24 protein-coding genes and 1 other RNA gene are annotated in these 25,080 nt (G+C 40.9%); 14 read left to right on the forward strand and 11 right to left on the reverse strand.

All coding sequences use genetic code 11. The features are described 5' to 3' along the window. The first annotated feature begins 7 nt into the window (after positions 1 to 7). Complete coding sequence (locus L0657_RS12225) at positions 8 to 1,690, forward strand: RagB/SusD family nutrient uptake outer membrane protein (RefSeq protein ID WP_235151080.1); 1,683 nt, start codon at positions 8 to 10, stop codon at positions 1,688 to 1,690. Positions 1,691 to 1,754: 64 nt separating this feature from the next. On the opposite strand, the gene L0657_RS12230 is transcribed toward L0657_RS12225, so the two are convergent. The 6 genes from L0657_RS12230 to L0657_RS12255 all read right to left on the reverse strand — a co-directional run bounded on the left by L0657_RS12230 (position 1,755) and on the right by L0657_RS12255 (position 7,637). Beyond that, entirely contained in the window at positions 1,755 to 3,218 is a 1,464-nt protein-coding gene (locus L0657_RS12230; RefSeq protein WP_235151081.1) for an alpha-L-fucosidase, read from the reverse strand. A 42-nt stretch (positions 3,219 to 3,260) separates the two neighbouring features. Next, entirely contained in the window at positions 3,261 to 3,434 is a 174-nt protein-coding gene (locus L0657_RS12235; RefSeq protein WP_235151082.1) for a hypothetical protein, read from the reverse strand. Next, the gene (locus tag L0657_RS12240) at positions 3,431 to 3,919 is read right to left on the reverse strand and encodes a hypothetical protein (protein WP_235151083.1); all 489 of its coding nucleotides are present in this window, start codon (positions 3,917 to 3,919) and stop codon (positions 3,431 to 3,433) included. Before L0657_RS12240 ends, L0657_RS12235 begins: the two co-directional genes overlap by 4 nt. Before the next feature lie 142 nt (positions 3,920 to 4,061). After that, positions 4,062 to 5,483 carry an alpha-L-fucosidase gene (locus L0657_RS12245; RefSeq protein ID WP_235151084.1) on the reverse strand — a complete coding sequence of 474 codons (1,422 nt, stop codon included), beginning with the start codon at positions 5,481 to 5,483 and terminating at the stop codon, positions 4,062 to 4,064. 98 nt (positions 5,484 to 5,581) lie between these two features. Further along, positions 5,582 to 6,613: an isoaspartyl peptidase/L-asparaginase family protein gene (locus tag L0657_RS12250; RefSeq protein WP_235151085.1), complete on the reverse strand. Its 1,032-nt coding sequence runs from the start codon at positions 6,611 to 6,613 to the stop codon at positions 5,582 to 5,584. Positions 6,614 to 6,794: 181 nt separating this feature from the next. Next, the gene (locus L0657_RS12255; RefSeq protein ID WP_235151086.1) at positions 6,795 to 7,637 is read right to left on the reverse strand and encodes a sterol desaturase family protein; all 843 of its coding nucleotides are present in this window, start codon (positions 7,635 to 7,637) and stop codon (positions 6,795 to 6,797) included. Between the two features lie 116 nt (positions 7,638 to 7,753). On the opposite strand from L0657_RS12255, the gene L0657_RS12260 reads away from it, so the two are divergent. Together L0657_RS12260 and L0657_RS12265 are read left to right on the forward strand one after the other, a co-directional pair. Beyond that, on the forward strand, positions 7,754 to 8,389 hold the full coding sequence (locus L0657_RS12260; RefSeq protein WP_235151087.1) for an ATP-binding cassette domain-containing protein: 636 nt from the start codon (positions 7,754 to 7,756) through the stop codon (positions 8,387 to 8,389). Continuing rightward, positions 8,389 to 9,462, forward strand: a complete 1,074-nt coding sequence (locus tag L0657_RS12265) for a hypothetical protein (protein WP_235151088.1) — start codon at positions 8,389 to 8,391, stop codon at positions 9,460 to 9,462. The genes L0657_RS12260 and L0657_RS12265 overlap by 1 nt, the downstream gene beginning before the upstream one ends. A gap of 52 nt (positions 9,463 to 9,514) precedes the next feature. Here the strand turns inward: L0657_RS12265 and L0657_RS12270 are convergent, their stop codons facing one another. The 3 genes from L0657_RS12270 to L0657_RS12280 all read right to left on the reverse strand — a co-directional run bounded on the left by L0657_RS12270 (position 9,515) and on the right by L0657_RS12280 (position 10,944). Beyond that, on the reverse strand, positions 9,515 to 10,228 hold the full coding sequence (locus tag L0657_RS12270) for an SDR family oxidoreductase (RefSeq protein WP_235151089.1): 714 nt from the start codon (positions 10,226 to 10,228) through the stop codon (positions 9,515 to 9,517). Between the two features lie 96 nt (positions 10,229 to 10,324). Continuing rightward, complete coding sequence (locus L0657_RS12275; RefSeq protein ID WP_310588281.1) at positions 10,325 to 10,657, reverse strand: putative toxin-antitoxin system toxin component, PIN family; 333 nt, start codon at positions 10,655 to 10,657, stop codon at positions 10,325 to 10,327. 74 nt (positions 10,658 to 10,731) lie between these two features. Further along, positions 10,732 to 10,944 (reverse strand): hypothetical protein, encoded by a 213-nt coding sequence (locus L0657_RS12280; RefSeq protein WP_235151091.1) that lies wholly within the window; start codon positions 10,942 to 10,944, stop codon positions 10,732 to 10,734. A gap of 166 nt (positions 10,945 to 11,110) precedes the next feature. On the opposite strand from L0657_RS12280, the gene L0657_RS12285 reads away from it, so the two are divergent. From L0657_RS12285 to trmD, 11 genes are all read left to right on the forward strand, one after another. Then, a complete protein-coding gene (locus L0657_RS12285) occupies positions 11,111 to 12,415 on the forward strand; it encodes an esterase-like activity of phytase family protein (RefSeq protein WP_235151092.1) in 1,305 nt (434 codons plus the stop codon). Between the two features lie 266 nt (positions 12,416 to 12,681). After that, complete coding sequence (gene fabG / locus L0657_RS12290; protein WP_235151093.1) at positions 12,682 to 13,428, forward strand: 3-oxoacyl-[acyl-carrier-protein] reductase; 747 nt, start codon at positions 12,682 to 12,684, stop codon at positions 13,426 to 13,428. A gap of 193 nt (positions 13,429 to 13,621) precedes the next feature. Continuing rightward, positions 13,622 to 15,706, forward strand: a complete 2,085-nt coding sequence (locus L0657_RS12295) for a VWA domain-containing protein (RefSeq protein ID WP_235151094.1) — start codon at positions 13,622 to 13,624, stop codon at positions 15,704 to 15,706. A 157-nt stretch (positions 15,707 to 15,863) separates the two neighbouring features. Continuing rightward, entirely contained in the window at positions 15,864 to 16,790 is a 927-nt protein-coding gene (locus L0657_RS12300; RefSeq protein WP_235151095.1) for a DUF2279 domain-containing protein, read from the forward strand. Positions 16,791 to 16,890: 100 nt separating this feature from the next. Then, positions 16,891 to 17,877 carry a DUF2027 domain-containing protein gene (locus L0657_RS12305; protein WP_235151096.1) on the forward strand — a complete coding sequence of 329 codons (987 nt, stop codon included), beginning with the start codon at positions 16,891 to 16,893 and terminating at the stop codon, positions 17,875 to 17,877. Between the two features lie 94 nt (positions 17,878 to 17,971). Next, positions 17,972 to 19,318 carry a DUF4403 family protein gene (locus L0657_RS12310; protein ID WP_235151097.1) on the forward strand — a complete coding sequence of 449 codons (1,347 nt, stop codon included), beginning with the start codon at positions 17,972 to 17,974 and terminating at the stop codon, positions 19,316 to 19,318. Positions 19,319 to 19,417: 99 nt separating this feature from the next. Beyond that, positions 19,418 to 19,814, forward strand: an RNA gene (rnpB, locus tag L0657_RS12315) — RNase P RNA component class A. A gap of 55 nt (positions 19,815 to 19,869) precedes the next feature. Continuing rightward, positions 19,870 to 21,393, forward strand: a complete 1,524-nt coding sequence (locus tag L0657_RS12320) for an OmpA family protein (RefSeq protein ID WP_235151098.1) — start codon at positions 19,870 to 19,872, stop codon at positions 21,391 to 21,393. A gap of 140 nt (positions 21,394 to 21,533) precedes the next feature. Beyond that, positions 21,534 to 22,103 carry a 30S ribosomal protein S16 gene (locus L0657_RS12325; RefSeq protein ID WP_235151099.1) on the forward strand — a complete coding sequence of 190 codons (570 nt, stop codon included), beginning with the start codon at positions 21,534 to 21,536 and terminating at the stop codon, positions 22,101 to 22,103. A 92-nt stretch (positions 22,104 to 22,195) separates the two neighbouring features. Beyond that, the gene (gene rimM, locus L0657_RS12330; protein WP_235151100.1) at positions 22,196 to 22,759 is read left to right on the forward strand and encodes a ribosome maturation factor RimM; all 564 of its coding nucleotides are present in this window, start codon (positions 22,196 to 22,198) and stop codon (positions 22,757 to 22,759) included. Beyond that, positions 22,749 to 23,423, forward strand: coding sequence for a tRNA (guanosine(37)-N1)-methyltransferase TrmD (gene trmD / locus L0657_RS12335; protein ID WP_235151401.1), 675 nt, complete (start codon positions 22,749 to 22,751; stop codon positions 23,421 to 23,423). The genes rimM and trmD overlap by 11 nt, the downstream gene beginning before the upstream one ends. A 40-nt stretch (positions 23,424 to 23,463) precedes the next feature. Here trmD and L0657_RS12340 read toward each other — a convergent pair whose 3' ends face one another. Both L0657_RS12340 and L0657_RS12345 read right to left on the reverse strand, forming a co-directional pair. Next, a complete protein-coding gene (locus tag L0657_RS12340) occupies positions 23,464 to 23,907 on the reverse strand; it encodes a GNAT family N-acetyltransferase (protein WP_235151101.1) in 444 nt (147 codons plus the stop codon). A gap of 53 nt (positions 23,908 to 23,960) precedes the next feature. Further along, complete coding sequence (locus L0657_RS12345) at positions 23,961 to 24,995, reverse strand: RluA family pseudouridine synthase (RefSeq protein WP_235151102.1); 1,035 nt, start codon at positions 24,993 to 24,995, stop codon at positions 23,961 to 23,963. Positions 24,996 to 25,080 lie beyond the last annotated feature (85 nt).

Consider the following 25,080-nt stretch of genomic DNA (forward strand, 5'->3'; position numbering starts at 1 on the left):
CATTCCAATGAAAGTCAAAATATCAGCCTTACTTCTGGCTTTTTCTCTTGCCGGGCTTACTTCCTGTGAGGATTATCTTTCTGAAACAAATAAAAGCGGTTTGACGGAGAATCCCTTTTTTCAAACAGAATTGGGTATCACCGCGGCTGTGAACGCAACTTATTCCGGAACCAGGTTGTGGTATGGTAAAGAGTTTCCATCTGCATTTGCCGAAACCGGAACTGATCTTTTCTTGCGAGGCGGTGATAATAAAGCAAACCAAATTTCGGATTACACAGTAGATTTAAACGGAGCGCAAACAAATTTGAAAGACTATTGGGCGAACTTATACAAAGCGCTGAATACCTGTAACACGGCTTTGAAATTACTCCCGTCACCAATTTTGAGCGAAGCACTGAACAAACAATATGAAGGAGAAGTCAGATTTTTGCGTGCGCACTATTTGTGGCTGATCACTGAAACATGGGGTGATGTGGTACTTTCAACTGAACCTACGATTAGTGTTGTGACTACGGCGAAAAGGTCCAGCGTCGAAGATTTTTATAAAGTCATTTTTGCAGATCTGGATGTTGCGATTGCTAATCTTGCTCCGGCAAAATCCACAACCGGACGGATCACGCAGGATGTAGCCAAAGCTTTCAAGGCAAGAATGTCTCTGACTCGGGCGAGCGCTACAAACAACGCCGCGATGTATGCGCAGGCTGCGGCGTTGGCAAAAGAGGTAATCGCTTCCGGTCGTTATACTTTGTTTTCAGATTTCAAGTCTTTGTGGGATATGAAAAATTCGGAAGGCGGAGCCAATTCGGAGGTTGTTTATTACGTAAATTATACCAATGACGATACCATGAACGGCGACTACGATCCGGCCGCTGGAAAGGGAAACAATAGTCATTTGCATTACATAATGGTTTATGACAAACAGCCTGGAATGGAACGGTCTGTTGCTTATGGCCGTCCTTATCAGCGCTACGTCCCGACTTTACATTTGCTCGATTTGTTTAATGAAAACATCGATCAGCGTTACGCAGGAACATTTCAAACAGTTTGGAAGGCAAATATAGCAAACCTGAAAGCCGGAACTGTGAACGGATATCCTAAAATGGCGGCGGGTGATACATCCATGGTGTTTTTGAAAACAGTTGCAACCGCTGAGCAAACTGCCAACGCCGCAGGACGATATAAAATCTTTGACCGTAACACCATGTATAAATCGGATGGGACGCTTCAGCTTCGATCACAATTTATTCAGATGAGTAAATTTATGGATCCTACGCGTCTGACAGCGAACCAGGAGTGGAGCTCCCGTGATGGTTTCGTGATTCGTATCGCTGAAATGTACCTGATCGCGGCAGAAGCGTTGATGAATACAAATCCGGCAGAAGCACTGAAATATATGAATGACCTGCGTAGGAAACGAGCAATCGCCGGTAAGGAGGCAGATATGGAAATTGCTGCGAAAGACCTGACGATTGATTTTATTCTGGAAGAGCGCGCACGTGAACTTGCCGGTGAATTGTTCCGCTGGTACGATCTTAAACGGACGGGGAAACTGGTGAGTTATGTTCAGAAATATAACATGGATGCGAAAGCAAACATCAAGGAAATCCACAACCTGCGTCCGATACCGCAAGTGCAACTGGATGCGATTACAAATAAGGAAGAGTTTAAACAGAATCCGGGATACAACTGATCAGCCTACAAAAACAAAAATCCCTTCAAACATACCGTCGAAGGGATTTTTGTTTGAATAAATTCTACTGTGCGTCCTTATAAAAACCGAATTCGCTTATTGCAATGCTAACCGGCGATTTTGTGATTCTTAACCTGAACTTCTGTCCAGTTACCGGTGCAGAAAGTTTAACCAGACGTTTTGCTCCGACACTCGTTCCGGCATGAATTTCTTTCCAATCAGCGCCTTCCCAAACATCTACTGCAAAACCTTCAATACGCTGTCCAAACTTAATATATTCCTGTAAGCTGATAATATCAAAAGTAATCGGTGCACTCATTTCGACTGTCACTTCCGGAGTTTTAAAATCATCATCCGTCGCCCAATATGATTCAGGTTTTCCGTCCAGAATGTTTTTTGCACTGTAAATTGAATTATAACCACGAACATTGACTGCTTTTGAACTTGCGCGGGTAATCAGGTTTGTGGCAAATGTGTTTTTCACACGGTCGCCGAAAGTTTTTAATGCGGCTACGTCGTCTTCATGCAGCTGTCCTCTTGTATCGGGAGCAAGTCCTAAATCCAGGGCAGCACCGCGACCAACACTTTTAAAATACAGATCAAAAAGTTTTTCCGGCGTTTTTGGTTTTTGATCCGGGTGGTAGAACCAGCCTTTCCGAAGTGGTACGTCACACTCAGCAGGAATCCACATTTTCCCGTTTCGCGTTCCGCCCGGATTTTCATCAGCGTTCGCCTGTCCGGGAACTGCTACATTTGTTCCTGTTGACGGAACCGGAGTCAACGTAGCCCATGAAGTTTCGGCGGCTTCTCCATTTTCATTACCAACCCAGCGGACATCCCAGCCTACATCGCTGAAAATACTGGCTGTCGGTTGAAGCTTCCGTGTAATATTCGTCCATGTAGAATCCCATTGATAATAAGTCGTGTTGTCGATCGAACGTTTTTCCTTCGCTCCGCCATAATAGCCATCTCCGCCATTTGCTCCGTCATGCCACGACATGAATAATGGACCATAATTGGAATACAACTCCCGAAGCTGTTCCTGGTAAAGCGCCAAATATTCCGGCGTGCCGTATTTTGCATTATTCCTGTCCCAAGGCGAGCAGTAAACACCAAATTTCAATCCATGCTTACGTGCCGCATCAGCGACTTCTTTAACCATATCTCCTTTTCCATCACGGAAAGGGCTTTTTGAAATATTATATTCAGTCGTTTTTGTCGGCCAAAGTGCGAAGCCGTCATGATGTTTTGCCACAAAAACAATTCCTCTTAATCCGCCCGCTTTCGCCGCAAGAATAATCTGTTCAGCATTAAAATCTTTCGGATTGAAAGTCTTAGGATCTGCATCGCCAAAACCCCATTCTTTATTTTCAAAAGTTGTAGGCGTGAAGTGCATGATACCATAAACTTCCGTTTCGTGCCAGGCAATTTGCCTTGGAGATGGCAGGGCACCATACGGTTTTGGAGGAGTTTGTGCGAACGAGGTAAATGCCGTGAGGAAAAATAAAGCGGCTATTTGTTTTATCATGTCGGATTCAAGGGTTCGTTTTAGTTATTAATCAAGAGTCTTTTAATTTTTGACCTGCCCATCAACTTTTTGTTTGATTGCTTGCTTTATACTTTTAACAGGCGAAAATCTTCTTTTTCCCAGCTGTACACTTATTTCGTCCAAAGATTTTTTATCAAGACTGGCATTTACAAATTCCGGATCTTCTTGATCCAGTATTTTGATATTAGTTTTCATTTGAAATATCGTTTAACTAAGGCATTAGATTCATTAACATCAATAAACATCCTGTTTCCAGCGAGGATTTTGGCACCGATAGACAATTGATAATGCGCAATAAGTCTGGTCTTTGATTCAAAAACAACAATTCCGTCGAAACCAAGTTCAAATGAAAGTTTACAGGCGTGCGCAATAAGATTGCCTGCTACGCCAAGATACATTTTTTTTGCACCTTTATTAAAGATTGAATTTTCAATCAAATGCATAAAAACATGATCCTGATTAATACTCAAACTAATCAGTCCGTGAATCACGTTTGGATTCTGCGTCGTTACAAGTTTAAAAATCGACCTTTCCTGTCTCGTTTGTTCTATTTTCCAATCAAATAACCAGTCTTTTTTCTTTGGAGCTGTATTTAGTGGAACTACGACAGTTTCAAACTTTTCTCCTGTAACAGAATTTTCAATCGAATTGGTTAATTTATCTATTTCAAAATCCAGCATGTGTATGTCTTAATCCTGACAAATATAGGATTTCTTATCAAAATTTAACCGCGATGGGCGCGATAGAATTCGCAATGGACGCATGTGTTTACTATTGTGTCCATTGGGAAACCTATTGCGCCCATTGCGGTTAAGGTTGACCTCAATTAATTACAAACAAATAAGCAGGTTGCTGACCAAGTGCTGAAATCGTTTTGGCAGGAATTTCGATGATGCCGTCTTTTAGTTTTAACAGTTTTTTATCACCTGCAAGGCTGATTTTCGCTGATGCAGGAATATTAAGACCTTCCGGTTTCAAGCGCCCTGGAATTGCTTCACCTGTTTCGGCAAGGTAAAAAGCATACGTTGTGTTTCCTTTTTTAGTATAAGCCCATTTTCCCTGACGATATGGTGCCAAAGGTTTTGTTTCATAAATACCGACACCATTCACATTCATCCATTTTCCAATTTCATCCAAACGTTGATAAGCTTCTTCATGCCATTCTCCATCCGGGCCCGGTGCGATATTCAGTAAAAGATTTCCGCCTTTTGAGACGATATCAATTAAAGTATGAACCAGTTTTCTGGTCGATTTGAAATTCTCTTTTGGAATATAAGACCAAGAATCCCCCATTGTCATGCAAGACTCCCATGGAATATCCATGTAATGATCAGGAATTTGCTGTTCAGGTGTTACGTAATTTTCAAATTCACCCGTTACAGTACGATCTACAACCAGCAGGCCGGGCTGATGCGAGCGCGCCATTTTAGCGATTTTTGCCATATCAATATCCTGGTCATAAGGAATACTTTTCTGCCAGCTGATATTTGGATCAATAGTACTTTTCGGGCGAATCCAACCGCCATCCAGCCAAAGAATGTCAACCGAACCATAATCCGACATTAATTCTTCAATCTGGTTGTAGGTGAAATCCTTGAATTTGTTCCATTGTTCCGGATATTTCTTAGGATCGTAAGAGACGTTTCTGTCCTTCGGCGGGAAATATTTCCACCAGTAGGATGGTGTATTCCAGTCTGGTTTTGAAAAGTAAGTACCGGTCATAAATCCTTTATCGCGGAATGCCGACAAAACTTCTTTTGTTACATTGCTTTTGGGATTGGATTTAAACGGGGTATTGGTGATTTTATAATCGGTATATTTAGAGTCAAACATGGCGAATCCGTCGTGATGTTTTGTTGTAAAAACAACATACTTCATACCCGCATTTTTCGCAGCCGTTGCCCATCTTTCCGGATTGAATTTGACAGGATTAAACGTTTTGCCAATTTCCTCATAGGCCTTTTTATATTCAAACCAGTCATGTGAATGAGGCCCTTTACGCTCGCACCAGCCTTCGTCTTCCGGGCATAACGACCATGATTCAACAATTCCCCATTGGCTGTAAGTACCCCAATGCATCAGCAGACCAAATTTTACGTCCTGCCATTTACTTAGTTTTTGCTGGACCAACGGATCTGTTGGCGCAATATAATTAGCGTGATTTTGCTCAGAATGCTGCTGTGCCGATGTACTGGTTTTTGAGAAAATATAAAGGGCAAAAATTAAAATAAACTTGAATTTCATATCAGGGTTGACTTAAAAGATATAATGGATAAGCTTGTAGTATAATTTATTTTCACGCAAAAGGCAGACGTTACGCGTGGACAATCCCGTAAACCTTCTTATGCAAAATGGCTTTCTGCATTGATCACTTTTCCTTTTCCGCCTTGTTCAGTCACAGTATAGTTGAATCCTTTCTGAACAGAATAGGCACCCACTTCACCTTGTTTATTGATCGCGATAAACCCAACCTGAAAACTTTTGGCGCGTTCAGGATTTGGTTTTACGATTCTTTCCACGGCTTTTTTACAAGCCTCATAAGGAGAAAGTCCGTTTCTCATAAACTCTACAACCAGGTGTGTTCCGCAAACCCGGATCACTTCCTCGCCTTGGCCAGAAGAGGTTGCAGCACCAACTTCATTGTCAACAAACAAACCGGCGCCGATGATTGGCGTGTCGCCAACTCGTCCACGCATTTTGAAACCCATGCCGCTGGTAGTACACATGCCGGAAACGTCACCATTGGCATCCAAGGCGATTGTGCCCATTGTGTCATGATTAAATGAACCATCCTCAAAGCGATTTGGGGCAAACGGGCCGTGGCCTCCCTTTTTGGATTGTTGGTGCTCAACGTTAATAACGGGTTTATATTCCGCTTTCACCAACCATTCCTTGTATGCTTTTTCTGCGTCCGGAGATAATTTCCCCGATTCAAGAGGAAAACCATTGGCGATGGCAAATTGTTGTGCACCCACGCCAGCAAGAAATACATGCGGTGTTGTTTCCATCAATTTTCGCGCAACTGAAATCGGATGTTTTATTTTTTCCATAAAAGCAACAGAGCCGCAGTTTGCTTTTTCGTCCATGATACTGGCATCGAGGGTCACATATCCGTCGCGATCAGGGTTTCCACCCAGACCAACACAGCAGTTGATATCATTTTCAATCGCAATGGCAGCCTGCTCAACTGCGTCAATGGCTTTGCCTCCTTTTTCAAGAACCGGCCAGGCGGCGCCGTTGGCAATTTGTCCGCTATCCCAGGTGGAAACGACGATTGGCTTGTTAACTGCTTTGGAAGCAAAAGCTCTATTAAATTGCGTAAATGGCAGAGCAAGCGCAGATAGACGCAAAAATGACCGACGGGTAGGTTTCATGGTTATTATCAGATATATATAAATAGTTCTTTCGGATTCGTCATTTGATTGCCGCAGCCGGCAATTAAAATGTGAACGAGCACACAATTTATTAAAATTTTTTAAAAAGTAGAAGAGAAATGTGTCTGCCGGACGTTATCTTTCTTGTTTTGAAATAATTATGCATTAAAATTTCGGCAAATTATTTTTTGCCCAAATTTTCTGCAGACTGTGGTCGGTATTTTTGAAACGGAATTTGAAGGAGGTTTGATACTGTATTGTTTTCGGTTGGCTCCGGGTAAGTGTCAATCCCGTATATTATTTTTCGTTGATCGAATGTTTTGAAAGTTCCGAACAAGCGGTCCCAGATTGCAAAAATATTTCCATAGTTAGAATCTGTAAATGGTTGAATATAATGATGGTGAATGTGGTGCATATTCGGTGTCACAAAAACCAGGCTTACAATTTTATCTATCTGACGCGGCAATATAATATTTGCGTGATTAAATTGAGAGAGGATTACAGATAAGGATTGGTAAAGAAAAATTAACCACATCGGTGCGCCGGAGACGAGTATCGCCATAGTGGTAAATACAAACCGGATCAGACTTTCGCCGGGATGATGGCGGTTTGCTGTAGTAGTATCAACATGTTGATCGGCGTGGTGAATGATGTGAAATCGCCAGAGAAATTTTACCTGATGTTGGATCCAGTGCGCCATCCACGCACCGATCAGGTCCAGTATAAAAAGTCCAAAAACTACCTGAGTCCAATACGGGAGGTTTGGAATGATATTTAAAAGTCCGAAATTATTGTCAACAGCCCAGGTACTTGACCTGATTAAAATAAACGCAAGCGGGAAGTTTACCAGGATGGTAGTTAATGTGAAAAAGAAGTTAACCCCGGCATGCTTCCATTTGTGATATTTAAAATGAAAAAGCGGCCATGCACCTTCAATAAGCCAAAAGAAAAGTATTCCGCCCACGAGTATAATACTGCGATGCGAGGATGGGATATCACCGAAATAATCAACAAGCCACTGCATATCCGGAAGCATTTGTTGTTAAGTAAAAATAATATTTTTAAAACAAATAACACGATGTTTTTAAGTTCTCTGTTTGAATATTATCTTTGATATATTGATAACTTATATATGTGTTAATGGTTCTTGAAATCCAAAATTTAGAACAGTATTATGGTACTCTTCAAGTCCTCAATATTGATTCCTGGAAAATAGGTCATGGCATTTTCTGGATTCATGGAGAAAATGGGGCGGGGAAATCTACATTTTTCCGTTCACTAGCTGGTATGCTTCCTTGTTCAGGAAGTATAATTGTGGATGAAAAGTTTGATTTTAAAGCGCAGCCAGTTGAATATCGCCGGCGTATCAACCTCGGTGAAGCGGAGCCATTATATCCTTCCTTCTTAACACCCGCTGATTTGCTATCATTCGTTGCCGAAGCTAAAAAAAGTCCGTCCGGGCAAATGGATATGTTGATCGAAGCTTTGGGGATCAATTATCTTAAACATCCATTCGGCAGTTGTTCGTGCGGAATGGTCAAAAAGGTTTCGCTGGCTGTCGCATTTCTCGGAAATCCTTCTGTCATTATTCTGGACGAGCCACTTATTACCATCGATAAAGAGGCGCGACAAGCTTTATTCGGGTTAGTTCAAAACTATTATGACAGCGGTGTAACCTTCTTAATTTCTTCCCACCAGCTTTTTCAGCAGGAAGGGTTGGAGGTGACGGAAAGTTACGCGTTGGAAAACAAAACTTTGCTCAAATTGGAAAAGTAATGAAGATATTAATGCTTTCCACCGTGCAGGCTTTTTTCAGGAAACGTGCTGGAATGTTCTTTGTTTTGCTGGCGGTTCTGTTCGGATTTATGGGCGGAAGAGAACATTATGGTTTCGCAGTTTTTTTTCTGACCGATCCTTTCGGTATGTTTTATCTGGCTGTAATCTGGATTTTATATGCTTCTTTATGCGGCCATTTTATCAGTAACCTCTGGTCTCAACCGGAATACGCATTCATATACCAGACCAGACTTTGGCCAAATTATAAAAGAATCAGCCGTTTTTTTATTATGGCGCTGGGCTTTTTACAGCCCATTCTTTATTACGGGATATATCTTTTCTCGATTGCCCGTCAGGATAAACTTTTACAACATTTCTGGCCGGTTTTAATTATTTATTTCCTCCTAAGTACAAGTCTCATATTTGTTGCAGAATGGAGAATCCGTTATCCTCAATTATTCAATTTAAAGACAAAAAGCTCGTTTGCATGGCCATTCCCGCGTCCGGTTTCCTGGACTTACTGGTCGATCGAATGGTTAATCAGGGAAAGAGGTTTAACATTTCTGTGTTGTAAGGTTGGCGCATTTGGTGTCATCATTTGCACGCTCATTTATTACCAAACTGATACGTACGATATTCGTTTACCGGCAATTGGTTTTTCGCTCGGCTACCTTTTAAATATCGGGTTGTCGTTTGAATTGTTTTATTGGGAAAATGAAATCTGGCTTTGGAACAGTTCTTTACCTATTTCAACTGGAAGGAGATTTTTCAGAATAGCAATGATTCACGCTTTTTTACTCTTGCCTGAAACACTTATAGCAATACGTTACCAGGTAATTTCATTTTTGGAAGTTGCGCATTTATACAGTGTGGGTTTGTCCGCATTGTTATTATTTAACACATATTTATACAAAAGAAGCGGACTTTTAGAGGATATGATGAAGCCGGTTTTGACAGGCTTCATCATTTTAACTTTGATGATTTTGTATAAAATTCCAATACCAGGAATAGCCTTGATGGGACTGGTAACTTCCCGTTATTTCTTTGGAAATTGGTATAGAAAGAGCGTATGATTGTTATTACAGTTTGTCTGGAGTCAAATCCAGACAAACTGTATAATTTACCTTATTTACCAGGAACTGCTGGTCTCACTTCAATCTTGCTTGGAAGCGTTCTGGCAGGCATTTTGATCAAATCTGATACCATTTGGCCAATATCTTCCGGCTGAATTTTCCATGCATCTTTATCTGACGGTTGGTGATTGGCAAATTCCGTAGCTACCGAACCCGGCATAATCGTTGTAACCTTGATGCCGTCTTTTCTGACATCCATCATCATCGCCTGAGAGAAACCAACCAGACCAAATTTACTTGCATTGTAAGCCGTTCCATCCGGGAAAAAGTTTGTTCCGGCTAGGCTTGAAATGTTAATAAAATATCCTTTTGTTTCTTTCAATGCTTCAAGCGAGGCCTTGGCGCTGTAAAAAACACCCGTCAGGTTGATGTCAATTGTTTCCTGCCATTGTTCAGGAGTCAGTTCGTAGATGGAAGCAAAATGGCCAACGCCAGCATTTGCAACCACATAATTCAGCTGTCCCCATTTTTCCAAAACAACTTTTACAGCATTTTGCTGAGATTCAAGGCTGCGAACATCTGATTCGATACCAATCGCATAACCTTCCTTTATTTTATTCAACTCAGCCACAGCTTCATCTGCGCTTTTCTGAGAACGACTTGTAATTGCAACGCGAATTCCTTCTTTAACAAGAACTGCGGCTACGCCATATCCTATGCCTTTTGAGCCACCTGTAATCAGTGCTGTTTTTGTTGATTCTGCCATTTTGTATTTGAATTTAACCGGTAAGCGGCATTAGTGAATTATATGAATGGAGACAACAAAGACAATGCCAGGAAGGTTTGTGGAAAATTTTTATATTTAAATATCCAAATTTAAAAAATCGGTCAGGCTTAGAATGGTTGTAAGTTCAAATTCTTTTAAGTCAAGCAAGTCAATTTTGTTACCTGTTAACAAATAATCTGCTTTACCATCTCTGCAGAGAGCTAATAAAAAATCATTTTTTTCGTCTGGACTAACTTTTACAACCGAAGTTGTTGAAATAAATTCAGCACGTTCCAACAGCAATTTCATAAATGTATCAATTTGCTGTTGGGAAATATACTTCATAAATTTTGGACGAGAAATAACTTCGTGCAATTCCGCTAAAAGAGCACTGTCCAGTATAATAATAATTTTTTGATTTTCTAATATTTAATTCAGCCTACTTCTTGAGTTACTATTTATTAGTGCACTCACATACAAGTTTGTATCAATAACAATCCGCATTATGAAGATTTGCGTTTTTGACGAACATCATCTATTTCATCAAAAATATCCTCTTCGGATATTGAAATTACTTCTGGGAGTACACTGGTGAATTTTTTCCATCGGTCACTCCATGACGATGTCTCTTTCAAGGTAATTAAACCCAAATCAGCTAAATCTTCGATTAATTTTCTTGCCTTCGGATTTTGAATCTCAATAATTAAAGTTTCCATCCTGATAGTTTTAACAAGTTTATTCATTTACAGAGGGAAAACAAATTATAAATGGATTTGGATCATATCAACCTATAATAAATAGTAAACCGATTTAACCTTTTCATAACATCTCCATAATCTTCGCCTAATGCCATAAAAGTAGTTTTGCCAAAAAACTGATTTTATGAACCACACTTTACGTCTCGCCCTCCTGACGACTTTATCTGCGTCAACTATTTTTTCTTGTACCGACCATAATATCGAAAATCCCGGCGGCGGAAATTATCCCGCGAAAGCGACTTTCAAAACGGCTCCGGTTTTATCAACCACTTCAACTGGCGCCAAAGTTTACGGCAGCGGATATGGGTCTTCCATGGCTCAGGTTCCTGGCGAATGGGATTCATTTTATTTAATGACAGATCGCGGTCCAAATGTGGACGGAACGAATGAGGCTAAAATTTTCCCAATCCCGGAATTTAATCCGCATATTGCTAAATTCAGACTGGTTGGTGATGAGCTTGTTTACCAATCTTCTGTTGAGTTTAAAAACGCAGCAGGCATGAAACTTACAGGCCGTCCGAACCTACCTGGTGAAGGAAATGCTGGTGAAACTGCCCTTGACTTTACAGGAGCACCTATTGCAAACGATCCGGAAGGAATCGATTGTGAAGGTTTGGCGGTTGATCCGACTGATGGCACATTTTGGGTGAGCGATGAATATGGCCCGCATATTGTCCATTTTGATAAATCAGGAAAAACAATTGAACGTATCAACCCGTTCGGAACTGGAACTGGTGGCCGTAAGTTGCCGAAAGTTTTGGCGCGTCGCCGTCCAAACCGCGGTATGGAAGGATTGACAATTACTCCTGACGGGAAATTCCTTGTAGGGATGATGCAGTCGCCAATCTATAACCCGACAAAAGCAAAGGTTGCTAATTCGAGAGTATTACGATTGGTTGTTTTCAATATTGCTTCTGGCGAAACAAAACAGTACGCCTTTCTGACAGAATCGATAAAAACTTTGTCGAGCGAAATCGTTGCGATTACGGGTAATACATTTCTGGTTTTGGAACGTGACCAGGATTATGCTGGCGGCAATCCTGCATCTCTTGTAAAAAGAGTTTATAAAATTGACATCTCAGCGGCTACCGATATTTCAGACCCGGAAAATAAAGAAAGTGGTTTGCTTTTTGGCGGCAAAACAGTTGATGAATTGACAGATGCGGAAATTACTTCTAACAATATCAAACCGGTTACCAAAGAGCTGGTTGCTGATATTCTGGCCGTTCCTGGTGGTTATGCGCATGATAAAGCAGAAGGCCTTGCCATCATTAATAACAACATGATTGCTGTTGTTAATGATGACGATTTTGGAATTGTGAGCCCGGCAACACCGAACAATACGATTATCCAGAAGATACTTCCTTCAACAATGCTGACAGATCAAAATGTGATTTACTTCATTCCTTTGTCCAAAGGATTAAAATAGATTTTGCAATCAAATTAAGTGGATTCTCCTATTTTGTTTACAACCCTGCTGAGCTTTTCGGCGGGGTTGTTTTTTTTGCCGGCTGCGAACAATGTTGCCCTGCTATACCATTTACTAATATTATTTATCCGTAAAAGTGTTTTTTGGTTTTGATTCGATGATAATTAATAAAAGAACTTGACATCATAACCTCTTTTTTTGCCCGTCAGTATAAATACTCTATTTTTGCGGTTCGAAATTCATTCTATCCGATTTTAAACCTGTTTATGAGATTAGTAGAAAATAAAGTGGCTTTGGTTACCGGGGCTTCTCGTGGTATTGGGCGTTCAATTGCTTTGCGTTTGGCTCAGGAAGGAGCAAATGTAGCTTTCACTTATCTTTCCAGCGTAGAAAAAGGAGAGGCATTGGTGAAGGAATTGGAACAATTCGGTATCAAAGCAAAAGGATATCGGTCCGATGCGGCGGATTTTCAGCAGGCAGACCAGTTGGTTACAGACGTTGTTGCTGATTTTGGCAAACTTGATATCCTGATAAACAACGCCGGCGTAACACGCGACGGTTTGCTGATGCGTATGAGTGAAGAAAACTGGGATACTGTAATCAATATCAATTTGAAATCGGTATTTAATCTTACCAAAGCAGCTACAAAAACGATGATCCGTGCAAAATTCGGATCTATAATTAATATCACTTCCGTTGTCGGTATCAGCGGAAATGCAGGACAATCAAATTACGCGGCTTCAAAAGCGGGAATTATTGGCTTTACAAAATCGATCGCGCTGGAATTAGGATCTAGAAATATCCGTTCGAACGCTGTTGCGCCAGGATTTATTGAAACTGAAATGACCGATGCGGTAGATTCGAAAGCAGTGGAAGATTGGAAACAGTCTATTCCGATGAAACGTGGCGGACAGCCTGAGGAAGTTGCTGATGCATGCGTTTTCCTTGCGTCTGATATGTCTCGATACATTACCGGACAGGTTCTTCAGGTTGACGGCGGAATGCTGACTTAGTGACTATAAGATTAATCGTAGAAACTGAAAAATATAACACAAATCCCGATTCTTCGTTACGAAGGAGCGGGATTTGTGTTATATGCCGGAATTGGCAGAATTCAACTAAATATTGATAATAATTGTGCTTTCTGCAAAACTGTTTGCTATATTTCTGTGATACTGTTTTCGGCAAAACTGCTTACTCATCATTATGCGTTCAGAGCTTATATTTCAAACTCCATATTGGTTTATCATTTTTTGTCTTCTGGCGGGCGGTGCTTATGCATTTCTTTTATACCAACCGGAAGCTTCATGGAGTAAGAAACTTAATTATGCATTGGCTGCTCTTCGCGGAATCGTTGTAGCTTTTATCTGTTTTTTACTGCTCAGCCCTTTGGTTCGCAAGACTGAAAGTATTGTGGACAAGGCTAAAATTGTTTTTGCTATTGACAATTCGGAGTCGGTGAAAGGAGTGGGGTTGCCGGTTTTGAAACAAATCACCCAGGCCGCTCAGGAATTAAATGCAGCCGGATATGAAGTCAGCGTTCAGACTTTTGATAAAACGGCCGAAAATATAACGATTGACTCCATCCGTTTCGATCAGCGTAAAACTGATTTGTCGGGTTTGCTTCAAACCGTTAAAAGTAATTTTGAAGGAAGAAATCTAACAGATGTTATTTTGCTTTCGGATGGTATTGTCAATCAAGGTGTAGCCCCGACTTTTGGCCAATTTCCCTTTAAAATAAATTCCATTGCTGTTGGTGATACTGTTCCTGTTCTGGATATCCGGATCAAGGATGTCGTCAATAATCGCGTGGCCTACCTGGGCAACGATTTTCCAATTCGTGCGGATATTTCTGCTAACGGATTAGCCGGAAAAACGACAACCATTTCGCTAAAACAGGGCGAAAGAATTATTGCAACACAAAAAGTTGAAATTGATCGCGCTTCTTTTTTCAAATCATTCGATTTTACCGCGTCTTCGAAAGTAAAAGGCATTCAGCATTATACCATCGAATTAGGAACAGTTCAGGGCGAAGCATCCGACCGGAATAATAAGCGGGATGTTTACATTGATATTATCGACGGGCGGCAAAAAATTCTTTTGCTAGCGCTGACGCCACATCCGGATGTGAAAGCCATGAGAAGCCTGATTGAAAGCAATGACAATTATGAACTGGACGTCAACATTCTGACAGCTTCTCCAAATCCCAATACAGATGTAATTGGCAATAAGCCATACGATCTGGTTATTTTGCATCAGATCCCGAATATTCTTGGTCTGGGCAATCCGATGGTTCGAAAAATAATAGATACCAAAAAGCCGGTTTTGTATATTTTGGGAAATCAGTCGGCAGTTTCCTTGTTGAACACGCTTAATCGGTCGTTGACTATCAATGTAAATCAAGGGCAATTTGATAAGGTTGCGGCGCGGTATAATCCATTGTTTCAACAAATTAATTTTAACGAAGAAAGTCTGAAATTGCTCGAACGTCTGCCACCGCTTTCTGTTCCGTTTGGTGAGTATACTATTTCACCTGGTACTGAAACGATTTTATTTCAAAAAGTCGGGACATTAAATACCAGAAAACCGCTATTAGTTTTAAATACAACAACCGACCAAAAGACGGCAATTTTGACTGGCGAGGGAATCTGGCAATGGAGGCAGGAAGAATTTGCTCTTACGGGAAAACATCAACTGGTAGATAATCTTTTTCAGAAAATAATTCAGATACTTTCAGTTCGTGACGATAAGCGTAAATTCAGGATTTATCCTGTCCGACCGGAATTTGAGGAAGGCGAAGAGGTGATTTTTCAAACAGAAATTTACAATGATATTTATGAGCCGGTTTATGGACAGGAAGTGAAACTGGATATCACAGATGAAAAAGGAAAAACAAAACAATATTCCTACACTCATACTGCCGAAAATCCACGCTACAACATCAGCGGATTATTAGAAGGCGTGTATCGTTTCCAGGCAACAACGCTTATCAAGGGTGTTCAGGAAAAGATAAACGGGCAGTTTGTGGTACAAAAAGTAGATATTGAATTGGCAAACACAACAGCTGATTTTGGTATGTTGAGAGAATTATCGCAAAAATCCGGTGGTACTTTCGTTCAGCCTGCAACATTGGCGCAGCTTATCGAAAAATTAAAAACGGACCGGGCTCCGGATCAGTTAGACAGCAGCGAAGAAATGGTTGAGCTGATTCATCTAAAATGGCTGTTTTTCCTGATTTTATTATTGCTCGCGGCTGAGTGGGGATTGAGGAGATATCATGGCGGATATTAAAGCCCGGACGAGATTTCGATTTGGGTACCAATTATTTTTAGCATAACTGAATATAGTCTGTAATTATTTGTCAAAATTTGCGCAAATGATACATCAAAAGCAAACCCTGAAGATATCGAAAGCCATGTAAGTCACGATATATGGAAGGTAATTTTTAATGAAATATTTTTATAAAATAAAAGTCCTCTTCTTTTTATTGATCCTGGCTTTTTGCCGGATATCTGCAAACGGTCAGACAGATTCAATCGCTTTTATTCAAGAAGATTCTGTCAGGGAGATAAGACCGAACTACAAAATGCTTCGGGGAATTTTCGCGGCTCAGTCAACATTGTACTTAGGGACGATTTACGGGCTGAGCAAATCCTGGTATAAAAACCCGCTAACGAACTTCCGGGTAAAGGATGACACCTATGAGTGGCTGCAAATGGACAAAATGGGGCACGTTTACACATCTTATCAGATCGCACGCCACACTGCTGAAATTTATAAAAAAACAGGAATTTCAAAAAAGCAGATGATGATTTATGGGGCCATTTCAGGAGTCATTTTCCAGACGCCAATTGAAATCCTTGATGGTTTTTCTCCCGAATATGGTTTTTCGCCCGGCGACATGGTTGCAAACCTGACTGGTTCAGCGATTTACCTTGGACAAATTGCACTTTGGGACGAAGTGAGAATCCAGCCGAAATTTTCTTTTCACTTTACTTCACTTGCAAAAGAGCGCCCAAATCTGTTGGGCAGTAAACCAACTGAGCGGTGGCTGAAAGATTATAATGGCCAAACCTATTGGTATTCAGGTAGTCCAAAGTCTTTTTTTAAAGGAAGCAGCTGGCCGGCCTGGTTATGTTTCTCCATCGGATATGGTATCCAGGATATGGTGGCGTCCGAAAAATCGAAAAGCATCGAAATGGGTTTTCGACCGTACAGGCAATATTATTTGTCGATGGATATTGATCTGACAAAAATCAAAACACGCAGCAAATTTGTGAGAACTGTCGCCTTTTTAGCAAACTCGCTGAAAATTCCGGCTCCGGCTTTACAGTTTAGTAAAAACGGCATTGATTTTAAACCATTATATTTTTAACAAGAAATATTCTGCGAAAGATCATGCAAAGAATAAAGTAACTTAGCGATCGACAGATGCCTGATTTAGGTATACTGTGGATTATTTTAAATGTAAGATTATGAATATTGGAGATAAAGTAAGATTGGTTCATGGCCGCGAAGAAGGGATTGTTTATGCCTTTTTACCTGGCAATGTTATAGAAGTTGAAATTGAAGATGGTTTTCGTATTCCGGTATTGCGCAGTGAGTTAGTAACGATTTCACCAGTCGAATCTCAGAGATTAAACAGAACTCCTGAGGGACAGAGTATTGCGCCGCAACGGGAACGAATTGCGCCAAGGCAAGCTGCGTTTGCTGAAAAGGGAATTTATATCGCTTTTGTTTCCATTAATGACAAGGCAGTAATTTTATATATCATTAACAATTCCGATTGGATACTTCCATTTACTGCTACCACCCAGTACGAAAATGCGCATACCGGACTTGCAGCCGGACTGTTGCAGCCGCGTACTTCTCAAAAACTTACTGAACTTCAGATGAAAGATTTTGAGTCCTGGCCGGTTTTTGCTTTTAATATTTTGCATTACCGTGACGGGAATTACGAAGCAGTATTACCTTTCCAGAAAAAAATAAAATGCAGAGCGCAGTCTTTTTACAAAAGTAAGGGAACGGCTCCTGTATTGGGAAAGGATGCTTTTGTATTTCAGCTGGATGAGGAGAATGTTAAAAAAGAGGAGGTGATTGTTGATAAAACAAATATTCAGGAACAATTACGTACCAGTTTGATGGGCGGCGCGACAACGCCAAAGATTGAACTTCCAAAACCGGAAGGTATTGTAGATCTGCATATTGAAAAGCTCGTTGAAGATTTTACAAGGATATCAAAAGACGAAATTTTGAAAAAACAATTGAACGTTTTCGAGACTTCTCTTGAACAGGCAATTGGAAATGGAATGGAAGAAATTACATTTATTCACGGTGCAGGAAGTGGCGTGTTACGCGACGAACTGCACCGCAGACTGAGCAAAAACCAACATGTTCAGTATTTTAAAGATGCTCAAAAGGAAAAATTCGGATACGGTGCAACCCTGGTTAAAATTAAATAATTGCTTTAAGCAACTCACATGGGTTCTGCTGTTCGCTGCCATTGGATTGGCGCAGTTGAGCTGTCGTTCAAAAACCACTTCGCCCAAAAAGCCTATGGAAGAATATTTGTATTCAGACGCGGAAATTCAAAATGAAAAACATTTATCGGTACTTAATTTGCCGATAGAAATGCCTGTTTCTGAGTTGGAAACGCAAATCAATGCACAGTTGAAAGGCCTTATCTACGAAGACAACAGTTTTGCAGATAACGGCGGGGACAATTTAAAAGCAAAAGTCTGGAAGATAAATCCGATACGAGTTGTTGCAAAAGATTCAACTTTTCTGTTTGAAGTACCACTTAAAATCTGGGTTAACGCTGGTTACAACGTAAGTCCGCTGGGAATTAATTTATCGGGATATAAGGATACAGAATTTTCTATAAAAATCAGGTTAATCTCTAAAATCGGGGTATTGCCTAACTGGAAACTGCATACGGAAACGTATGTCGATAGTTACGACTGGATCAGTGAACCCAATGTGAAGGTTGCCGGTATCAAGATTCCGATTAAAAGCATGGTTAGCAGATTATTGAACAATAATTTTGAAAAAATAACGCAAGCTATTGACCAGCAGGTAGCCGGGGGAATTGAGATAAAAAAATATGTTGAAGCGGCATGGAACCTGGCAAGGCAACCCATTCTGTTGTCGAAAGAATATGACACATGGCTGGTAGTGACACCCACGGCAATTGTTATGACGCCATTACTGGTGACCAACAATGTTTTGCGATCGTCGATTGGTATCAAAGGCTTTACTCAAACCATTACTTCTACTGACAAACCCTTGGTGAAACCAGCGCCAAAGTTGCCGGATCTGACCTTGACGGATAAAGTTACCTCAGATTTTCGGATTGGTTTGATAAGCCTCATATCTTATGAGGACGCAGCGAGACTGGCCACAGCGAAATTATCAGGTCAGAAATATTCATTTCTGGGGGGACAGTATAATATAGAAGTTACATCAATAGAAATGTATGGTCAAAACGAGCGGCTTATTATCAAAGCTGGTCTTAAAGGCAGTGTGAGCGGAAGTATATATTTGAAGGGGATACCATATTATGATCCTGCCACGCAGCAATTATCTTTGAAAGATCTGGATTATGATCTTGATACAAAAAATACAATTGTAAAGACAGCTGGTTGGTTACTGCAAGGCAAATTCAGTAAAATGATGGAGAAGCAAATGGTTTTTCCGGTGGGTAGCCAGATGAACGACGCAAAAAAGAGTGTCCAGGAGATACTTTCTGATTATAAAGTTACTGACGGTGTACAAATCAAGGGAAGGCTTTTGGAGATCACGCCAGATAAGGTATATTTGACCCCAAAACACATTTATTCCGTTGTTTTCGCAGAGGGGAATATCAATTTGCGTGTAGAAGGATTGCGTGGTTTTGACCAATAAATTTGTCACTTGCGCAAACAAAAGGCATATTTTTTACTTTTTATGGTAAATTGACTGCTGATCAAAGGAAAGTATTTCTTAGCTTTGTGGTCAGTGAAAGGAATAAGCCGTCCTATCGCCGCGGTGAATGCCGAGGAGGAAAGTCCGGACAGCGCAGAGTGCCGTACTTCCTAACGGGAAGGCAGCGGGCTGGAAACGGCCAACTGACAGCAAGTGCCACAGAGAATATACCGCCTGGCACATTTTTTATGTCAGGTAAGGGTGAAAAGGTGGAGTAAGAGCCCACCGCTTCAAGGGTGACTTTGAAGGCAGGGTAAACCTTACGGGCTGAAAGATCAAATAGGTGTTAATTTGTGAGGCTTCTCGTCTCCGTTTCTTAGGGAACGTTAACACGGGTAGATCGTTAGAGGTTTCGAGTGATTGGAATCCTGGATAAATGATAGGAATTCTGATGCAAATCAGGATACAGAATCCGGCTTACAGGCTTCTTCCTTTTTCTGTTTTTAAGTAAATAATTAATGAATAATTGAATCACATAACTAGTGTTTCCCATGAAGAAAAAGAATCTTTACATTGCTTTAGTTTGTTTGTCACTCATGAGCCTGGATGCTTTGGCTCAAAAAAACCGAACGTATGATGGACCCAACAAAATGAATACATGGTCGATCACCGGATATGGTGGCATCACAAAATTCTTTGGTGATTTGAAAGAATACGATTTCAAAAGAGGTGATAATGAAGATTTGACCGGATCATGGGGACTTTCTATCAACAAACAATTATCGCCGATCTTCGGTGTTCAGTTAACAGGATACAACGGTTGGCTGCAAGGATCTAAAAAGGGTATCAGAATTACCAACCCAAGAGATGCAAGTATCACAAATACTTACGATGCTTACTTCAATAGCCCGTCTTTCGTTCAGGTTTCGGTAGATGGAACAATGAATCTTAACCGTTTGCTTTTTGGTTACAAAAAACTACGCAGATGGAAAGTTGATGCGCATTTGGGAGCTGGTATCATGTATTACCACACTGACCTAACTGCAACAAACACTGGTACAGGTGAGGTTTTTGAAGTATCCTCGAACACGGCTGGTAGCTCGAAAACTGCTGGTGACTGGGAACGCAACGGATCTACTTACACTCGTGAATGGGTTATGCCCGTAGGTTTGGCAGTTCATTATGAATTGTCTCCCCGTTTCGATTTAGGTCTTGATTATACTTATACCTATGTTAATACTGAAAAACTGGATTTGACAGTAGGTGACATGACTGATTACCAGACACAATCTAATCTTTGGACATTCGCAAAAGGTGATTCAAAAAATGACAGATGGGGTGTTTTGCAAGTTGCTCTAACTTACAAACTTGGTAAAAATGCAGTAAGAGCTAAGAAAGGAGTTTACGATGCAGGAAGCGGACGTTACCATTTACGTTGGGCTAATCCACAGTCATTGATTCCGGTTCCTTACAACCCAACAATGGACGATGCAGATTCTGTTGCGAAGGCTAACATGCCAAAACCAGTTGATCCACGTCTTTACACAGATACTGATGGTGACGGTGTTGCTGACTTGTTCGACAAAGAACCGAATACTCCTGCGGGAAGTGTAGTTTCGGGTGGTGGTGTTGCAATGGATCTTGATAAAATTATCAGAGACGCTATCAAAAACAACTTGCCGAAAGACGAATGCGAAGCGTTATTTAGTAACATCGAATTTGATACTGACAAAGCGATTATCCGTGACGGTTCGAAAGAAACGCTTAGTAAAGTTATTGAGTTGTTGAATCTTCGTACAAACTGCCGTATCGTTCTTGTAGGACATACTGATGCTCGTGCTTCTGATTCTTATAACATGGCTCTTGCCCGTCGTCGTGTGGATGCTGCGAAACGCTTCCTGGTTCGTCAGGGTCTAAAAGACACTAGCAGAATCCTAATTGAATACTTCGGTGAATATCGTCCGGTTGCTGAAAACACAACTGTTGAAGGTCTTCAATCTAACCGTCGTGTTGAAATCAAGATTTTGCCTAACAACACAATTCGCTCATCATATCCAGCTGGTTTCCAGAAATAATAGGATTTGCGATACAAAAAAAGGGAGGTGATTATTCACTTCCCTTTTTTTATGATATATAGTTACGGAACCGATAATTTTCCGTAAGTTTGCACCCTGTTTAATTCAGGGACGAGTTCCCTTTCATAACAAATTCAATAATGGCAGTTAAAATTAGATTAGCGCGTCGTGGACGCAAACAAAAAGCGATTTATGATATCGTAATCGCAGATGCCAGAGCACCACGTGATGGTCGCTTCATCGAAAAGATTGGTAGCTACAACCCAGGTACTAATCCTTCTTCCGTAGTTTTAGATACAGCAAAAGCTGTTGACTGGTTGCTTAAAGGCGCTCAGCCAACGGATACAGCCCGTTCAATCCTGCACCACGAAGGTGTTATGCTTCGCAAACACTTACAAGTTGGTGTTATCAAAGGTGCAATCGGTCAGGATGTTGCTGACGCACGTTTTGAAGAATGGAAATCATCTAAAACTGATCGTAATGTTTCTGCTGCAGATTCATTATCTCAAAAATTAGATAGCGCGAAACAAGCTAAATTGGACGCGGAACGTAAAGTGAATGAGTCACGTGCTGACGCAATTGCTAAGAAAAACGCTCCTGTAGTTGAAGAAGTTGTTGCTGAGGAAACAACTGAGGAAGCTCCGGCTGACGAAACTGCTGCTGATGAAGTATCGGCAGAAGATACTAATGAAGCACCAGCTGCTGAATAATTTAGTATAACATACTTTCTTTGTGGGTCTGCCGGTTTTACCGTGCAGACTCATATTTGTTTAAGGACAGGCATAATTTAATCAATAAGACTTTGACACAAGATAGCTGTTTTTTATTGGGCTATATCGTTCGTACGCATGGTACAACGGGAGATGTAGTTATTTTTCTGGACGTAGATTATCCGGAAGAATATGAAGATATGGATTCTGTTTATTTCGAAATGAGGGGCGATTTGGTTCCATATTTTGTTGAGAGTTTTAACTTACAGAAACAGAGCAAAGCCATTGTAAGATTCGAAGAGGTCAATACCATTGAGAAAGCACAGGCTCTGGTAGGAACTTCGCTTTATTTGCCACTCGATTCTCTTGCTGAACTTGACGAGGAAGAGTTCTATTATCATGAGATCAAAGGTTATACTGTGGTCGATGAAAAAATGGGTGAACTTGGAACGGTTCGGGAAGTTTACTCTTTGAATGGGCAAGACCTGATCGCCATGGATTACAAAGGCGTCGAGGTCTTGATTCCAACGGCGGAAGATATTGTTTTGAAAGCAGATAAGGAGAACAACAGATTGCTGGTAAATCTTCCTGAGGGTTTACTGGAAGTATATCTTGACGATTCTTCCAACAGTAACACGCCTGATGATGCGGATTGATATTATTTCCTGCGTTCCGAATCTTTTGGATAGCTTTTTTGCACACTCCATTCTGAAACGTGCTCAGGAAGGGAAATTCGTGGAAGTTGTTGTTCATGACCTGCGCGATTATTCAGTCAACAAGCATCGCTCGATAGATGATTATGCTTTTGGCGGTGGTGCTGGAATGGTACTTCAGATTGAGCCGATCGCTGGCTGCATCCGTGCCTTGCAGGCTGAAAGAGCCTACGACGAAATAATTTACCTGACGCCTGACGGAGAATTGATGGAACAGAAAATGGTTAATCAGCTTTCTCTGAAAGGGAATCTGATCATGCTTTGCGGACATTACAAAGGTGTCGATCAGCGCGTTCGTGATCTGTTTATCACCAAAGAGATCAGTATTGGAGATTACGTCTTATCAGGTGGAGAGTTGGCGGCGGCAGTTCTTGCAGATTCGATTATCCGGTTGTTGCCAGGTGTTCTGAATGATGAAACTTCCGCCCTGACAGATTCATTCCAGGATAATTTACTGGCTCCTCCGGTTTATTCGCGTCCATTTGATTTTGAAGGAAATGTTGTTCCGGAAATATTATTGTCCGGACATGAAGCCAAAGTGGAAGAATGGCGATATGAACAATCTATCAAACGCACAAAAGAAAGAAGACCGGATTTATTGAAGTAAATCCGGCTTCATATTGTATTTGATATCAACCTGAGGATTATTAAAAATCCAGGTTGCAGTTGATCCACTCGTCGTCAAAGTTGGTGCCGTATTTACGGTAGAAACCCACAGCAGAAGTATTCCAGTCCAGAACCTGCCACATCATTCCTGTTGAGCCTGTTTTTTTAGCTGCGGTCACAGTGGCATCAAATAAAACTTTTCCAATACCATTACCACGCATATCTTCGGTAACGATGATGTCTTCCATATACAACCTTTTTCCCTTCCAGGTGGAGTAACGGAAATAATACAAAGACAATCCGATAATCTTGCTGTCTACTTCTGCGACGAAAAATTCAAAAAGATTTTCCTTAAAATCTCTCGACATCTTGTCAACATTATTACTAACCTGATCAAGTGCTCTTTCGAAAATGGCTAGTTCTTTTACTAATTCAAAAACGGCAGGGATATCTTCAAGTGTACCTTGGCGGGTAGTAATTTTCATGAGCAAAATTTTCTAATTAAAACATTTTGGTGACTAATATCTACTGGATATAGCTATTGATACTTCACGAAATTTTCCCATTTATCTACGATCGCCTGGAAATTTCCCGGAAGTTCCGTATCAAATTGCATCCATTGTTTTGTGGTCGGATGAATAAATCCTAACGATTTCGCGTGCAGCGCCTGTCCAGGAAGTAATTTAAAATTATTTTCGACAAAAACCTTAAAACTGCCTGTCGTTCCCCCTCTTAAAATTTTATCACCACCGTAAACTGTATCGTTAAATATTGGATGCCCGATATGTTTCATGTGTGCACGAATCTGATGGGTCCGGCCGGTTTCCAGGTTACATTTGATCAGAGAAACATATCGCATCGGTTTGATCACTTCGTAATGTGTAATCGCGTGTTTTCCCTGTGATCCGTCTTCATAAATATCCATCACACGCCTGTCACGCACGCTGCGGCCAATGTGCCCTGTGATCGTTGCCTTCGCTTCCTTAGGCTCACCCCAAATCAACGCATTATAAGTCCTTTCGATCGTATGGTCGGAAAATTGCCTTGCCAGAAAAGTCATGGCAAATTCTGTTTTGGCAATCACAAGCAGCCCGGAAGTATCCTTGTCAATTCGATGAACAAGGCCCGGCCGACCTTCTCCATTTCTACCAGTCGGTAGGTTCTGAAAATGATAAACTAATGCATTGATCAATGTACCTGTCCAATTCCCAAAAGCCGGATGCACAACCATTCCGGTCGGCTTGTTGACCAAAAGCAATACATCGTCTTCATAAATAATATCAAGCGTGATATTTTCAGGAATGATTTCGGTATCACGCGGAGGTTCAGGAAGCAGTAACGTAATAACATCAAGCGGTTTGACTTTATAACTTGATTTAACTGCAAGCCCATTTACTTTTACCGCCTCTGCTTCGATACCATTTTGTATTTTTGTGCGGGAAGCATTCGGAACGTGGATATTTAGAAATTTATCCAAACGCATCAACGTCTGACCTTTGTCGGCTACGATGCGGTAATGTTCAAATAAATCGTCTTCTTCGTCGGCACTGTTATCAATTATTTCTAATGACATCTGGAATGGTGTAATATGGAAAATGTCAGATAAAGCCAGTAAAACTTGCCGGCGATTATCGTTACATCATAAGTTATTTTGTTAC

It is taken from the genome of Dyadobacter sp. CY345, assembly GCF_021502725.1.
Classification (GTDB): Bacteria; Bacteroidota; Bacteroidia; order Cytophagales; family Spirosomataceae; genus Dyadobacter.